This is a genomic window from Methanobrevibacter sp. (assembly GCF_017409525.1).
Taxonomy (GTDB): Archaea; Methanobacteriota; Methanobacteria; order Methanobacteriales; family Methanobacteriaceae; genus Methanocatella.
In genome coordinates this window covers 1-17,306 of the sequence record NZ_JAFQSO010000019.1, presented here as the reverse complement: position 1 = coordinate 17,306, position 17,306 = coordinate 1, and the positions used below count along the sequence as shown (strand labels likewise).

Here is a 17,306-nt window from a genome sequence, read left to right as displayed (position 1 = left end):
TACCAAAGCAACATAGAAAGTTGAACCGGATTCTGTTAAGCCAATAAAACCAGTAGCATTCTCATCAACAGTAACAGTAATTGTAACCTTGTTTCCGTTAACACTAGCAGAAGCACTTATAGGAGTATCCTTTTTAACATGGCCCTTGACAGTGAAGTTTTCTAAAGTGACGTTGGTATTAAACCTATTATCTCCCATATAAGTGGCAACAACAGTGTAATCACCAGCCTCAAGAACATCTCCCATCACAGCAACACCATCTAAAACATCAGCATAAACAACATACTCCGCAGCACCGGAAACCTCAAACCTAACAATACCAGAAGCATCATGATTCACATTAACAGTGTAAGTAACATTATTTTCAACAGTAGAAACATCAATACTGATAGGAGTGTTGTCTTTAGTAAATTCAACAACTGTGAATAACACTCTGGTGCTGTTTTCATTGAAGTAATAATCGCCAGTGTATGTCACTTCAACATTGTAACTTCCAGCAGGCACAGTATCAGTGTAAGTTGCCACTCCATTTTCCAAAGCAACAAACATAGTTAAGCCTGCTTGTGTTAAGCCAATATAACCAGTAGCATTCTCATCAACAGTAACAGTTACTGTTACCTTGTTTCCATTAACTTTAGCAACGGCATCGATTGTAGTGTTTTTCTTAAGAATCACGTTAAATGTTGTAGTGTTATATGCACTATAGTTACCGTCGGCAATAGATACTGAAGCCAAAATATCTTCACCAACATCTAAATTATGAATAAGTTTAACTCCTTTTCCTCCATCTACAGATACGGTATAGTTTACATCTCTAATATTTACAGTGTAATCCCCATCAACATCAGCTTGGACAGTAACAAGTGCATCTTCACCATACTGAGTATCTCCAACTGAAATGATTACAGGTATCTGTTTAGGAACCACATTGAATGTTGTAGTATTGTATGCACTATAGTTACCGTCGGCAATGGATACTGAAGCTAAAATATCTTCACCAACAACCAAATCGGAAATAGTGGTATTTCCTTTACCGTCAGCAACATTTACAGTGTAATTTTGATTATATATCTCTACAATGTATTCGCCATCAACTTCACCGTAAACAGTGACAATAGCTTCTTCACCATAGATGATATTTCCAACAGAGACAATAGCGGAAATGGATTTAAGAGCTACATCGAATACTGTTTCATTGAATGCGGAATAATTGCCGTCAACAGCAGTGACATTAACAACATAGCTTCCAACAGTCAAATCAGAAACTGTTACGTTTCCAACACCGTCTTTAACAGTAACCACGTTTGATTCATTTCCTACATAAACAAGATATTCGCCGTCAATATCAGTCTCAATAGTGACAGTGACATTTTCACCATAGGTTATATCAGATACTATAATGGCTATAACCGGATTGACATATATTACACCTGAATTGACTGTGGAGTCATTAGTGTAGTAGGAATCGCCTTCAAAAGCACCTGTGACAGTATATCTTCCTGCACGCAAATTAGGAACAACAAGTTCATCCAGACAGGATTGGGTTATATTATAAACCAGTTCCATATTCTCATCATATACCTTGTATGCAATGTTTCCATATGCATTGACCGGAACTTCTACGCTAATGGTTGCATTTTCGCCATAATCAATTAAATCATCGGATAAATTGAAAACTCCAGTAGCAGCTTTATTAACTGTTAAATTGGCATAGCCATATGCTTCAGCATAATCGTCACTTTCAAATACATAAGCGATGATTTCATAGCTGCCCGGTTTGAATTCTTCACTTGGGAATGTGAATGTTGCGTTATCCTTAACATATAATGAAACTGATTCATTGCCTATAAATACAGTGTAATAATCGGCAACATCGACAGTCACATTTATTTTAATCTCATCAGTGTAGTTAACTACAGCATCGCTGACGGTTATGTTTGGAGCGATTTTGTGAACTTTCACATTAACCATATCAGTAGCTGCAAGGTAGTTTTTATCTCCCCTATACATTGCGGTAATCAAATAATTACCCGCTTTCAATGTGAGATTTTCCAGTTGATTCTTATTATATGTATTACCGTTCAGTTCATAGACAACACGAGCAGTGATATTTTTGCTGATTGTCATATTAACTTTTAATTTTTCCCCTTCAGTAATGTCTGCTATTGAAATGCTTAATCCAGGATCTACACGCTTGACAGTGAATATTTTGGTTATTTTATCAAATACAAAAGTGTTTGAATTATTATCTTTAGGATTTAATACCACATTATAGTCTCCACCGTTAAGAACACCGGAATTGAAGGTGAAGCCATTGTTTGTTACGTTGACTGAATAGATTTTGTTGTTAATGTCTAGATTAACAGCGAATTTGAGGTTTGTACCGATATCAATGCTACCCTCAATTGTTTCAGTTTGACCATAGTCAATATCATAAACAGTATAATCAACGTTTAGAGCATCAAATACTGAATTGGTAATGTTCACATTACTGGAAGCACTATAGATGTTTCTGTAATTGTTTGCCTTATTGTTTGAAAAGATACTGCCGTTGACAATTGCATTTCCTGATGCAATGTTTAATGCACCGTTGTCTGAAAGTGTGTTGTCTGAAAATGTGGATTCAAGAACTGATAGCTTTTTGTCACTGCTTAAAACAACATTTTCAGCAGTATTATTTGTGAATACACTCTCTGAAATAATACTTTGATCATTGGCATTTGTGCGGAGTATTTTTTTCACAGTATTACCTATGAATATGGAATTATTAACAAGCATGTTGGTGTTGGAATATGCTAAAATAAGATAGTCACATTGGTTATTGTAAAACTCAGAATTGATGAAAACATCTTTAGAACGTGAAACAAAAAGGAAATCTTGTTCGGATATTATGTTTTCAGCAAATACATTTGATATAATTTTTGCTGAATTCAGTGAGTGTAAACTAATGAATCCTGATTTGATTGTATTGTTCTCAAATTCTGATCCATTAATGATAACCTCACCATCAGTAGCATGAATCAAAGTGTAAATTACATTGTCATAAAATTCGGAGTCAATAATATTTAAATTTCCTTCACTATCAATAAACCTTGAACCCCCTGCATCACTAACCCAATTATATTTGGTAATGGTACAGCCATCAAAAGTAAAATTACCCTTATTGAGAATGACTTCCTCCTTATTTTTAGCATTAAATCCAATGAGTACAACATCACATAGTGTAACATCAGCAGTTTTATCAACAGTCAAAAACCTTAAATCAGTTGAATTTGCATCAAAAACAACATCTCCAAGTGAAATTATAGTTAATTTCTTATTTGAAATAGTCAAACCTAAATTGTCAGCACTGGAATAGGTTCCTTCCATTACATAAATGACATCATCATTTGAAGTATCTGCAAGGGCTTCACGTAATGTTTCAAATTGATTGCCTGTACTGTTGACAATGAAGTTGCCTTCATATTTGCTGACTTTGAATGTGGTTTGGTTTGCCGCATCGTTATAGTTTTCATCACCTTCACGGACAACCAATACACTGTATTTTCCTTCACCGACAGCATCCAGTGTTACTGTAGCCTGACCTCCAGTAATAGTGACATTTGAAAACTTGTTATTGAAAAGAATATTGACTAATCCGTCTTTACTTGCGCTGATCTTTAAAACAGGTGAACCAGTCTCACCGCGTATAACAACATCATCTACAGTCAGATTGATGTAGACGTTCGCCTTATGTATTATAAGCCTGTCAGTTATTGCTTCACCATAATAGATGTTGCCGTAGCCGTCATAAATGACTTCATCCAATATGACATCATAAGTGCCTCTTGGCAAAATGTCTGTAACATATTCAAATACGCCGTCTGAAATGATGACAGAAGCATCCTTATTGTTAACAAATCCAGGCAATAATACTTGAATGTCCATGTTGAATTCAGGGTTAAGTGTACCTGTAATTGTTGTAGGAATGCCGTATTCGCCATCCGGCACTATTAATATTACATCATAGAAATCAAATATGTTATCGCTGAATTGAATATCTCCTGCATTGTAAATGTTTGCACATTCTTCAGCAAAGTTGATTCCGAATAGAGATTTTGTAATTACTGAAGATTTGTTGTTGTAAATTGCTCCACCATTACCAGTTGCGGTATCTCCAACGAATGTGGAATTATCCACGGCCAGTTTATCATTGTTATAAATGGCACCACCGTCTTTTTCGCTGGATGCTCCGGTGAATGTTGAATTGAAGATATTTGCTTCACCCCCATTGTAGATTGCTCCACCATATCCGTTTGCAGTGTTATCTTCAAAAGTACAGTTTAAGACTTCAAGTATTCCAGTACTGTAAATAGCTCCACCATCTAAACCTTCATTTTCATTGAAAACTGTGTCTTTAACGGATAATGATTTGGCGTTATTGATTGCACCACCGTTTCCAAGATTAAAGTTATCTGTGAAATTGGAAGAGATGATTTCTGCAACTCCATTGGTGTATACTACAGAACTTGTATTGACTATATTGTATGAAAATTCAACTGTATCGATGAATAAATCCTTATCGTTCCAAACAAGGGCATCATTAACAGAATTCATTGAAAATGTAGTGTTCAATATGTTTAATAAACCTGAATTGTATATGATTTCACCTGTTTCAAAACTTTCGAATGAACAGTTATTGATTATTAAAGTACCGTAATTTTCAATGGAAGCATGACCTTTTACTCCGCCGTCAGTAAAGTATATGCCGTCAAATACAACAGTTTTTCCTTCAGCTATTGTGAAGAACCATTTTTCACCGCATCCGTCGAAAACAACATCACGGTCTCTGAAATTCTTAAGGGTGAAAGATTTGTTGATAACAATCTCCATGTTGTCTTCAGTATAGTAATTTGCATTTGCATAGATAATGCCATTTTCTGCAACGGCATCAATAGCATCAGTTAAGTTTTCATATACTTCATCTTCGGATATGATGAAGTTTGGCACTTTCATCTCAAATTTATTTTCAAAGATATATGTATTGAAGTCATGGTCGTTCATTACACCAAGAGTATAGTTTCCGCCGATTACATCCTCAAAAGTGACGTAAAAATCACGGGACCCGTTATTGTAAATTGAGTATAAAGGCGCTTGGTCAAAGTACAGTAAAACCACTGAATCGAATACATCAGGAGAGGTACCGTTAACAGTGACTGTCTGGTTGATTTTATCTATGACAACACTGTATATTTCACCAACACCATTGAAGATACAATATTGTTTGGTTATTTCATTAACATCAGCACCTCCAAAGTAATTCAGAGTATAGTTTCCTTCTTCTCCCTGGTAGTTATCTAAAAATGTACAAAGGTAGAATGTTGCTGATACGTCTTGTAAAAGGCCACCCTCAATATATATTGCTCCACCTTCACTTGCAGTATTGTTTGTAAATGTAGTGTTATATACCATGACAGTAGCTTCATTCTCTGCAGAACTTGAACCTATATATATGGCTCCGCCACATGCAGCATTGTTATTGCTGAAAGTACAATTGGCCAAGATTAAAGTACCTGCATCTAAATCAATAGCTCCACCATTAATGGCAGAACCCCTAATTACTGTAATTTTATCAAGTGTAACTGTAGGACCTTCAGTCTGCTCTGTTTCAATAAATGGAGGTGTTTCAATCGGATACACTTCAGTTTCATATGTTAAATGTAGGAAGTAACCTTCATTTCCACAGTCAAAGATAACCTCTTCGCCTTCAAAAGCCTTGATTGTTAATTCAAGTTCTCCTTCCAGCACAATGTCACGGAATCCATCTCCGGAATAGATTCCTCCTCTAACTGTAATGATACCTGCACCCCATGTTACAACCTCATCTATTGCTTCTTCCAGAGTGTCATAATATTCATAGTCTGAATCCTCGTCGTATTGGAAAATGAATTTTCCTTCGCCATAGTCCTCACCCAGTTTGTTATCATCTGGAGAAATGCGAATATTTTCATTGTTTAGATTCAATTTCAAATTATTTGAAGTCATTAATGGTCTGCCATTCCGTTCAAGTACGGCTTTAATTTCATAGGTTCCAGCGTCCAAACCTGAAATTGTTAAATCCTCACTGCAGGATTGGGTCATGGTGTAAACAATGTTTTTATTTGAATCTGAAACAGTGTATGTGATATCTCCCGCAGCATTATCCAGAGCTGAAACCTTGATTAGAGACTCATCCGGATGGGCAGTTTTATCAGAGACACTTAACATCAATGCATGAGAATTTACATTGACTTTCAGATTGGCCTCAGTGGAATTTGATTTGTAGTTTACACGTTCCTGTGAAGTGACTTTAACTGTGTAATCACCAGGTTCAAATGTCTTTTCTATTTTAACAGACCTACTACCATTAACGAATACAGCAGTTTTGTAATCTTCAATTTCTATTGTATATATTGACGGAACATTTGATTCTATTTTTAGAATAATGTTGTCGCCATATTCTACTTCCACATCATCTACAGTTATGGTAGGATTGGCCTTATATACCTCAAAATTAACAGTGGATGAGGCGAATGAGTAATCCTCATGATTATAGATAGCTACAAGTGTGTATTTTCCTGCATCCAATATCAATGACTCGATTTCCTCTTTAGTGTAATACCTTCCATTCAGTTGGTAATCCACTGTGCCTGTAACAGTCTGAGGTAGATTTTCAACGACTGTTAGGGTTTCACCATATGTGATATTGTCAACGGAAACATTCAAGTCAAAGCCAGCAGCGTTAACTCTGAAAATCTCGGTAATGCTTTCCATCAGATATGTATTGCCATTGGCATCTACAACACCGTTTAAAGTAGCAGAATATTTGCCACGGTCCAATATACCTGTTTTATAGGAGAATGTATTGTTTTTGATTTCCACAAAGGTGTTTTCATTAGCGATTGTCAAATTGGCTGTCGCATAGATATTGGTACCGATATCCACTGTACCGTTGATTGTTGAGCTTTCGCCATATTGAACAGACAATGCATTCAATTTTGCATCCCTAACCTCAAAAATGGAATCATGAACTATGGTAAATCCATTGCTGTAAATATGCCTGTTTTCTCCAGTGTTATTTGCAAAAAGACACTCGTCAATGAATGTTGTAACTTTAGGAGAGGTTGCAATGGCACCATTTGTTGCATGGTTATCTATGAAGCCACTGCTATCTATAGATAAGAACAACTTTTTGTCTTGAGGGTTTTTGATTAAAATTACAGAACCCAGCTTACCATTATTGTTGCTGAAGATAGAGCTTTCAATGTTGGCTCTTGAAATTCCATCGAGACATATGACTCCACCATCAACCTGACGGTTGGAGTTGTCTTCAAAATTGGATAGGGAAACATCAAAGATTACCTCACTGGTGTTGGCATTAACATATATTACCCCACCTTCAAGTTGCGCATTTTCTCCCAAACTATTTTTGATGTCGTTTTTCTTGAAACTGGATAAGGTGACAGACAGATATCTGGAGTTGTTGCCCACATATATTGCAGACCCTTTAACAGCAGTATTCTGTTCAAATTCACATGAACTTACTGCTGACTCAAATTGAGATATGTTTTTGAAGTGCAATGCTCCTCCTTCACGTGCAGAGTTATTTATGAAATTGGAAGATGCAATTGAAACGTCCTCATAACCCACTGATGTGACCGCTGCAGTACTTACCTTTAAAGGAGCGACATTATTTATGAAATTACAATTGTCAATATCCAAGGACTCACCGTCACTAAATATAGCGGCTCCACCATTTTGGGCAAAGGATGTTTTTGTAATCTTATTGTCTGTAAAATTACATGAATCCAGGGAAAGGTCTCCGTGATTAACTATAGCTCCATAATTGGTATTCCTGTTGTGAAGTCCCCTGAATGTTATGCCACATATATAGACTCCAGCATTTTTGTTGACTGTTATGAAATTGGCGTCACCGCCCTGAGCATCAAAGACCGCACCCTCCAATGCAATGATATCCAGAGTCTTATCGGATATCACTATTCCTGTTTCTTTATATGTGCCGTTTTTAATAAAAATAGAATCCTCATTATTGGAATTGGCTACAGCCTCTTTTAAAGTATCATATTCCACATTTGTGCTTAGGACAAGGAAGTTGCTGTAGGTTTTGCTTATTGAAAATGTGGTGAAATTCATAACCATATAATAATTTACATCACCATCGCGCATACCAACCACTGTATAATTGCCCAAATCAAGGCCGGTCAGTGGCATGCTGGCTTTACCGTTTACAACTTCAAGCTGATAATTTTTATTTCCGATTATAATAGTGTAATTGTTATCCCAATTAGCACGAACATTTAAAACAGGTGTTTCAGGTATTAAAACATCCTTTACATCAAGAGTTAATATTATTTTTGCTTTTTCAATCACTATTTTTGCATATGCTGCCTTATTTAAATAGAATTCGTTTCCATATAAATCAGAATAATAATAGCGCAAATAGAAATGGTCATTACTGTCTCCTTGAGTATACATTCCTTCCATGGCGAATTCGTGTGTTCCTCCGGACAATACTCCCATACTTATTTTAAATTGATTATCTTTAATGGTGAGCAAGTCTCCAAACAGATTTTCATCATCTCTAATTCCTGCTAAAACAGTATAATTATTATCTAAATTAGATCCCCAATCGAAAACGCCATCAAGAATATAATCCATTCCATATGATCCATCTTTTTCATCTATTTTTAAATTCAAATCATATTCATTGAACTGCAAATTAATTTTCCTTGTGGTTGATTCGGAATATATGTTTCTGTAACCGTTAGTTGCATAATTGTAATCAAAAACACAGTTAGTTATATTTACAAGATCGTTAGAGCCGCTGGCTATATAAATAGCCCCACCCCTATTGGCCGAATTTCCCATAAATGTAGTATCATGAATCTTAAGTTTGTTAGCATATATGGCTCCACCGCTACCTGTGCCCTCATTATCGGTAAATTTTGAGTTGGTAATTGTTACATCTGAAGAAGAATCAGCATAGATAGCTCCCCCATTAATACCAACATTAGAAGTGAAAGTACAATCATCTATTTTTACAACAGTATTTCCAAAGACTATCCTACTAGATGATTCGAAAGTATCGCCACTCAGTACCAGATTTGAATTTTGCGCAAAAATTGGACGTTCAGGTTGATTATTGGTATTTTTAATATTTTTAAATTCACAATCTGAAATGGTACACACCTGATTAGTAAGGAATTTTAATGCTATATCTGAAAACTTGCCTGTTATAGTTATATCTTCCATAGTGAGTTGGGCATTAGAACCCACATCGAACAGATAACTTTGAGAACTGCCTGAAAAAGTTACAGGATTATTAGTATCTTTAGGACAAATTGTTACCCGTTTATTTATAATCTGCACGTTAAAATTAGCAGAACCTGTGTAAATTCCACCTTCGACAGTAATTTCACCAGTTCCACCGTTAGGAATAGCATTTACAGCAGCACTTAAAGTTTCAAATACCTTATCACCATCCAAAACAAAATTAGGTTCCATAATAGAAAAAGCATTTCCTGAATACTCATATTTTGCTTCCCAATTTTTCATCATGTAAACTGTATAGGTTCCTCTCTCCAGATTAGAGAAAGTTGCGGTATCTCCATCATTACATGGTTTTCTATCATAATAATTACCACCTTTATATAAAACAGCATAATTCACATCATCGTTAACATCAGGAGTTATATGAACTGTTTTAGCAGGAGCATCCACTACAATATCAAGGGACCCGCTTCCTATAAAACGACAATTGTTAAAAGTATGAGATCCGCCATCTTTATCAAGAACATTGTTTCCATCTGGAGCAGTATTGCCCTCAAAATAACAGTTATTAAAGGTAGCTGAAGCATCATCTTCAGCACAGACTGCTCCACCTCCATTGTCTGCTTTATTGTTTGTGAACCGGCAATTATTAGCTATGAGTGAAGCATCGGATTCATCAAGAAAGATTGCTCCTCCCCAACCAAAACCTCCAGCAATGTTCTTACCGGCTTCATTGTTATCAAATATACAGTTGTTAAAGGTCACAGATCCATGTATGATCCTAATAGCACCACCATCACTAGCTAAAGATCCGTCCCCTCCATTTCTAAAGGTTATGTCATTGAAAGTGATATGTGCATCTTTATCGTCTATCTTAAAAAACCAATATGTATTCTTTTGGCCGTCAAAAATAACTTCATCACCTGAATTATAAGGCTGGAATGTTAACCATACTCCATCACTAATTGTAATTTCCCGTTCAGCTGAATCGTAACCCCATGCTCTTGCTTTAAGATATATTGTTCCCCCATTATTATCGCAGGCATCATCAACGGCATCATCCAAATCTCCGTACCATTTGCCCGCATAATAAAAGTTTGGGTTTTCTCCAAGCAAATCATCATCTGAAGCGGAAAGCACCTCTTCACCTGCATTAGAAGAAGCACCTGCCTTTACTTTCCCATCGGATATTTCATCCGAATTATCATTTGCATTAATTTCAACATCACTGCCCGCTTCACTTTCAAGCGAAGTGACATTATCTTCTAAAGCAACGGCTTCCGTTGCAGTATCCGTATCGCTGATTTGTGCCTGCAACGTATCATTTGTATCGGCCGCAGAAATTGCACCGATACACATAATCATCACAAGAGACATTATCAGCAATATCCCTATCGTTTTTTTCTTCATTTTAAAATACCTCATCGTATATGCAATTAAAGAAAATATTAGAAATAATATTGATTGAGATGTCCAATATTTTTCTTATTAATATTTTTTCTTTAATTGTTTTATAAAGATTATGATGTTTAATGGGCAAAAACTACAAAATCAGTTATTATTTTCCAATATAACAGAACGTTTGTTCTTATTTTTCACAAACAGAACATTCGTTCTCTATATCATTTAATAATAATGAAATATAAATATAGTAAATGTATGGACACCAAGGAGTTAATTTTAGAAAAGACTTTAAAATTAATGATTGAAAAGCAAAACTCCCTCGTTTCAGTTAGGGAAATCAGTGATGCAACTGGTATTGCTACCGGTGGAATATACTACTATTTTTCAAGCAAGGAACAGATATATGATGAAATTATTGAAAGATACCTTATAAACTATATCAAATTCGATATGGACAAACTCACCCAAATAAAAGGAAATGCAAAAGAGAAAATCCACGATGTCATGGTTGAAATCTTTAAGCAAAAGCAAAGCGGAATCGAGATTGAAACTATTGAAGATGAAATAGACTACAGGGCCATATTGATGATTTTAACCCCAAACGGATATAGTTATGAAAATTCCATAGAGTTTTGCCAAGGAATCCTAAAAGAATTTGAAGACTTTTTTGCAGAAATTGTTGAGGAAGGTCAAAAAAACAGCGAAATCCGGCAGGACTTATCAACCGAAGACATTGTAGAGGCATTAATTATCAGGTATCTGGGAATTCAATATAAATGGGAAATATATTGGATTGATGATATGATTCAAGCCTTTGAAGATAATTTCGATTTGGAATGGGAAAAGATAAAATTCAGAGAATAATTAATTAACTAAAAAACATACTGTGGTTAGATGAACACTAAAGACTTAATTCTTGAAAAAACACTGAAATTAATATTGGATAAAGGCACAATTGATATTTCAATCAGTGAAATTCGAAATTCTACAGAATTGACAACCGGAGGCATATATTACCATTTTCCAGATAAAAGCGCCATATTTGAAGCAATTTTGCAAAAATATATAATAAATTATATTAAAATCGATTTTGATGAAATCAACCTTGAAGGCCCTTCAAGAAAGAAAATCCATGACACATTGCTTTATATTTTACATCACTTCATAAACGGCGTGGAAATTGAAAGCATCAATGAAAAAATCAATTATAGAAGTGTAATATTTCTTTTAACCGCAACAGGCTATGCCGAAGATGAGGTTTACAGCATAATTGCACAAACGGGAGAAGATATTAGAATATTTTTAACTGGCCTTGTCGAAGACGGCAAAAAGCAAAATGAAATCAGAAAAGACTTCCCAACTAAAAACATTGTCGAATCATTGCTTACTATGTATATGGGAATTCAAAGTTTTTGGTTAACTTTCGCCAATGATAATACGGAAGCCATTCTTGAGAAAAACTTTGATATAGCCTGGCAAGCCATTGAATACCAATGAATACAATTCGGAAAAAAATGCATTAAGACATTTTCTTAAAAAAAAGAGAGAAAAATATCTCCCTTATTTTTTAACTTTCAGCTTGGTTTTGATTGTGTCCTTCAAGTAAGTGACTTTAACCGTATAAGTTTTACCGGCCTTGAGTTTCTTAATCACATTATTTTTAAGAGTAATCTCAGCAATGCCTTTCTTATTGGTTTTTGCACTGTAAGTTTTGCCGTTAACCTTGAATGTTATTTTCTTGCCTTTAATCGCTTTACCGTTACTGGATTTAAGTTCAGCTTTAATGACTGCTTTCTTGGCATTCTTTTTAATATTGACAACATTCTTACTCTTAAGAATCTGCTTAACAGTGATTACATGTTTACTGGCCACACCTTTATATGAAAGTTTGACAGTGTATTTACTCGGAGTATAGGTTTTATCGAGTTTGATAGTGATATAACCATTAGAGTCAGTTCTATAAGTTTTAACCTTGCCGTTTATGGAAATCTTGATTTTTTCTCCGCTAACAGGTTTGCCATCAACACCAATGATTCTAATCTTATACATATAGTTGCTGTTATAATCCTTCTTGATATCCTTGTTAATGATTTTTGCTTGACTTTCTTTAACAGTGAAAGTTACATTGTCACTGGCATCACCATAATTGCCGGAAGCATCATGATAACCAACAGCAACATCATAGGTTCCGGCAGCCAAATCAGGAATGCTGATAGTTGCAGCACCATCATTAACAGCGCCATTGTAAGTTTTGCCTTTTAACGTTATGGATACATTGCCCTCCTTGGCATTGGTTTTGACGTTGATGACAACAGGATCACCGCCCTGGTAAACATCCCCCGCACTGGTAGCATTGATTTCAGTTACAAAAGATATGACATTGCCCTTGTCTGTTGTTACATTATCTATTAGGAAACCTTCAGCGCCCACTCCAATCGCAACATTGTCAGTGCCGTCGGAAGCACTGTTGGCTGACAATTCAGAATTTGAAATAACACTATCCTTAGCCCCAACATAAATCGCACCACCGGATTCTGCAGCAGTGCTGTTAATCAATTTAGCATTATCGATTTTGGCTGCGTCACCGGCAATGGCGATTGCACCACCATTTTGTGTTGCTTTGTTGTCGGCGAAGTTAGATCTGATTATTGTTCCATTATATCCGTACCAGTAGACAGCACCGCCATTGTCTGCTGAGTTACTGGTGAAATTACAGCTGTTTTCTGTTCCGTTTGATCCTTCCCAGTAGATTGCACCGCCATTGTCTGCTGTGTTGTTTATGAAGTTGGATTTACTTACCATCCCATAGGTTCTTTGCCAGTTGATTGCACCGCCATTGTCTCCTGCGTTGTTGGTGAAGTTACAGTTGTTCATTCCTCCATTAGCCCCATACCAGTAGATTGCACCGCCGTCGTTTCCAGCATTGCTAATGAAATTGCAATTATTTACAGTACCATAAAAAGCATTATCCTCCCAATAGATTGCGCCGCCATAAATTGCAGCATTGTTTATGAAATTGGAGTTGCTTATTGTTCCATTAACTCCATACCAGTAGATTGCACCGCCCTTTTGCGCTCCTGAATTGTTGGTGAAATTACAGTTATTTATTGTTCCATTAACAGCATGGACGTCCCATTGGATTGCACTGCCACTATATTTTGCTACTGCGTTGTTTGTGAAATTGGAGTTGTTTACTGTTCCATTAACTCCATACCAGTAAATTGCACCACCTCTTTGTGTTGCTTTGTTGTTGGCAAAGTCACAGTTGTTTACTGTTCCATTATCTCCGTACCAGTAAATTGCACCACCCTCTTTAGAGGCAGTATTGCTGGTAAATATTGCATTGTTTATTGTGCTTTTTCCTGCAGCATATACTGCTCCACCACTTGTGGCTGTATTATTCTCGAAATTTGAATTTTCACAGTACAATTCCAAAGCTACAATAGCTCCTCCGCTTTCTGCATGATTATGTGCGAAATTACAGTCTTTTACTATTCCATTATCTTTAAAATAGATTGCTCCACCTTCCGTTGCATTGTTGTTTGTGAAATTACAGTTCGCTACAGCAGGCATCTGGTTTGAAATAGTGTTCATATTGTTTTCTTTATTGATGGCCATTCCCCCACCTTTCGTTGCATTGTTGGCAATAAAGTTACAGTTGAAGCTTACGTTTTCAAATTCATTGAAGAAACTAAGTCCTCCTCCGGTATCTGCACTGTTGGCGATGAAATTGCCTTTGAATGTTATGTTGTATGGGGTTGTCCTATAATTCACTGCTCCGCCAAATAGTCTTGCGGTGTTGTTGATGAAATCGCAGTCGAATTCACTGTTTTTTGAAGTGTTTTTGAAGGTTATCGCACCGCCGTTACCGTTATTTACATCTATCAAACCGTTGGCTGAATTATTTATGTACTTGCCTTTGAATGTATTGTAGTCTGTTTTGCCATAAAAGAATATTGCTCCGGCACAGGATCTTGCAGTATTGTTTTTGAAATCGCTTTTGAACGTGTTGTTGTTTGATTCACTATAAAAAAACATTCCTGCCCCATAAGCGGCTATGTTGTTTGTGAAAATGCTTTCAATTTTATTGTTTTCTGCGGTTTTGTAGAAGAATATTCCTCCTCCGCTTGCTTCTTTTGCAATATTGTTGTTAAATTCTGATGCAATTGTATTATTGATTGCAGTTTCCTTTATATATATTGCTCCACCTGCTCTTGTAGCACTGTTTCCATTAAATATACTGTTAATCTGGTTATTTTTGATTCCCTTGTTAAAATAAACTGCCCCTCCATTTTTTGCAGAGTTATTTTCAAATGTACAATTTATTTGGTTTGAATTTCCATTTGTAAATATTGCTCCTCCGCGGGGTGCAGTGTTATTGCTAAACACTACATTGTTTATTGAGGTTTCGTCTCTTGAACTTATTGCCCCTCCATCTTCAGAGGCAGTATTGCTGGCAAATATTGCATTGTTTATTGTGCTTTTTCCTGCCCCGTATACTGCTCCACCATATTCTCCTCTGTTATATTTAAATGTTGTGTTATCTATTATGGTAGTGGTCCATGTGTTTATTGCTCCACCGAAGTCCGCTTGGTTGCTGGCAAATACCGTGTTGTTTATGGTGGTTTCTCCCATTACATATATTGCCCCGCCGGATGTTGATGCAATGTTGTCTGTGAAGGTTGCGTGGTTTACCGTGAGTTTATCCCATGCCATTATTGCTCCTCCATCTTCAGGAGCCGTGTTATTGGTAAATATTGCATTGTTTATTATACATTGACCAGATGCAGATATTGCTCCACCACAATTTGCATTGTTGTTTTTAAAAGTCACATTGTTTAAAGTAATTAATCCGGAAGAATGTAATGCCCCACCCAGATTTCCATCTATATTTCCATTGATAAAAATAAGATTGGAAATTGTAATGTTATTTCCACTAATATCAAAAATTCTGGCCTGATTGGATCCGTCAATGGTATGGCCATTACCATTAATTGTAAAATCGCTTTTATTTATTAAAATTCCACTATTCAATTTATAATCACTCGAATTATCATAAACATAATCTTGATTTATGTCCATGCCATCTGTACTTGAATCAATATCATCTTGAAGTGCTGTGAAGTTTCCTTCAGCTGAAACAGCACTAATCGATATGAATAAAAAGATTAAGACAATCAATATTTTAACTCTCTTCATGAACCATTTCTCCTTAATGATAATATAACTTATATTATGTTATTTACGTTTAAAAAAAAGTTACTATTTAATTTACAATATTTTGAAATGATTATTGAACCTCCCCACCTTTTGAGAAGGCGGGGATTCGCAAACCTAAAAAAAACATACATTATGTTTTTTAGGAAATTTTACTGCACCGTCGTCCCGACGATTTCTAAACCCTTGTTAAGGATGTTTATACTGGCATTCAAGTCCCTATCATGAACATATCCACAATCTGGACATTTCCAATTTCTTATATCTAATTGTCCGATTCCACTTATTTTTGGGTTTTTTGTGCCACATTGGCTGCAGATTTGTGTGGATGGAAAATCCTGGGGAACTTTTATGAAAGTTGTGTCATTCCAGTTGCATTTATACTCTAATTTGTCCATGAATATTCGTGGAGCATTAATCTGTAGTTTTCGACTTAAATGTTTGTTGTGTTTCCATGCTATGATGTTTTCATTTTGAACAACAACAAGACTACTGTTTTTAACGATTTGTATTGTCATTTTGTCATAGTAGTCATCTCTTTTGTTTATTAGTTTGGTCATCCATTTTCTGTATAGTCGATGCGCTTCATGGTATCTGATAGAGTCTTTTTTGCTGTAACTCATTGTTTTTTGGTAGTGGATAATTTTAGTAGTTTCTTTGCTTAAATCAAGATTGGTTATCTCTTGTTTGTTGGAAAGAACTGCTAGTTTTCCACATCCGATATCAATTCCAATTTTCTCAGAGAGAGTGTTTTTTTCAACTGGAATGCATATGCATTCGATGTTAACGATTGCATAATAGTGATCATGTTCTTTTTTAATTGTTGCATGTTTTATTTTGACTGTTGGGTCATTAGGGTCACTTCCACGTCGTAAATACTCTTTATATTTTTTGCTGGTTTTGAATTTGACTAGTCCATGTTTGGCCAAGTTTAATTTATCAAATCCGTACTTGTCCTTTTGAATTCGAATATTATTGTTATTGTTCATTATTCTAAATGAATCCCTGGGATTTTTTCGTGATTTAAATCTTGGATAACCCGATTTCAAATCATACTGGAAAAATCTCTTAAAAGCAATAATGAGGTCTTTATAAATCTGCTGTAGACTAGATGACTCAGATTTTTTAAGAAAATTGTTTTCTTCTTTTAGCCAATTTAAAAGCATGTTAAATTCATTTTGATAGATTTTAAAATGTTTTTGGTAGCCGTTTTGTGTTAATAGATTTGTGAAATAGTTAACGAATTCTAATAATTTATTCCAAACAAAACGGACATGAGCCATATTAGAGTCAATCTTAGCCATACTAACGATTTTATCTCCTTTATCGTTTTTATCCGCCTTAGATGGATAAATCCTAATCTTCAAATTCTTATT

The 17,306-nt window shown here is 35.6% G+C and carries 5 protein-coding genes; 2 read left to right on the top strand and 3 right to left on the bottom strand.

All coding sequences use genetic code 11. The features are described 5' to 3' along the window. Nucleotides 1-10,719 (bottom strand): right-handed parallel beta-helix repeat-containing protein (locus tag IJE64_RS10260; protein ID WP_292785508.1); only part of this gene is annotated, 10,719 nt, incomplete at its 3' end. A gap of 225 nt (nucleotides 10,720-10,944) precedes the next feature. Between IJE64_RS10260 and IJE64_RS10255 the strand changes: the two genes are divergently transcribed. Both IJE64_RS10255 and IJE64_RS10250 read left to right on the top strand, forming a co-directional pair. Next, on the top strand, nucleotides 10,945-11,577 hold the full coding sequence (locus tag IJE64_RS10255; protein ID WP_342765005.1) for a TetR/AcrR family transcriptional regulator: 633 nt from the start codon (nucleotides 10,945-10,947) through the stop codon (nucleotides 11,575-11,577). Nucleotides 11,578-11,607: 30 nt separating this feature from the next. Further along, nucleotides 11,608-12,210, top strand: a complete 603-nt coding sequence (locus IJE64_RS10250) for a TetR/AcrR family transcriptional regulator (RefSeq protein ID WP_292785506.1) — start codon at nucleotides 11,608-11,610, stop codon at nucleotides 12,208-12,210. A 63-nt stretch (nucleotides 12,211-12,273) separates the two neighbouring features. Here IJE64_RS10250 and IJE64_RS10245 read toward each other — a convergent pair whose 3' ends face one another. Both IJE64_RS10245 and IJE64_RS10240 read right to left on the bottom strand, forming a co-directional pair. After that, nucleotides 12,274-15,912 carry an S-layer family protein gene (locus tag IJE64_RS10245; RefSeq protein WP_292785504.1) on the bottom strand — a complete coding sequence of 1,213 codons (3,639 nt, stop codon included), beginning with the start codon at nucleotides 15,910-15,912 and terminating at the stop codon, nucleotides 12,274-12,276. 170 nt (nucleotides 15,913-16,082) lie between these two features. Then, nucleotides 16,083-17,306: transposase (locus IJE64_RS10240; protein ID WP_292785502.1), on the bottom strand; the 1,224-nt coding region annotated here is incomplete at its 5' end.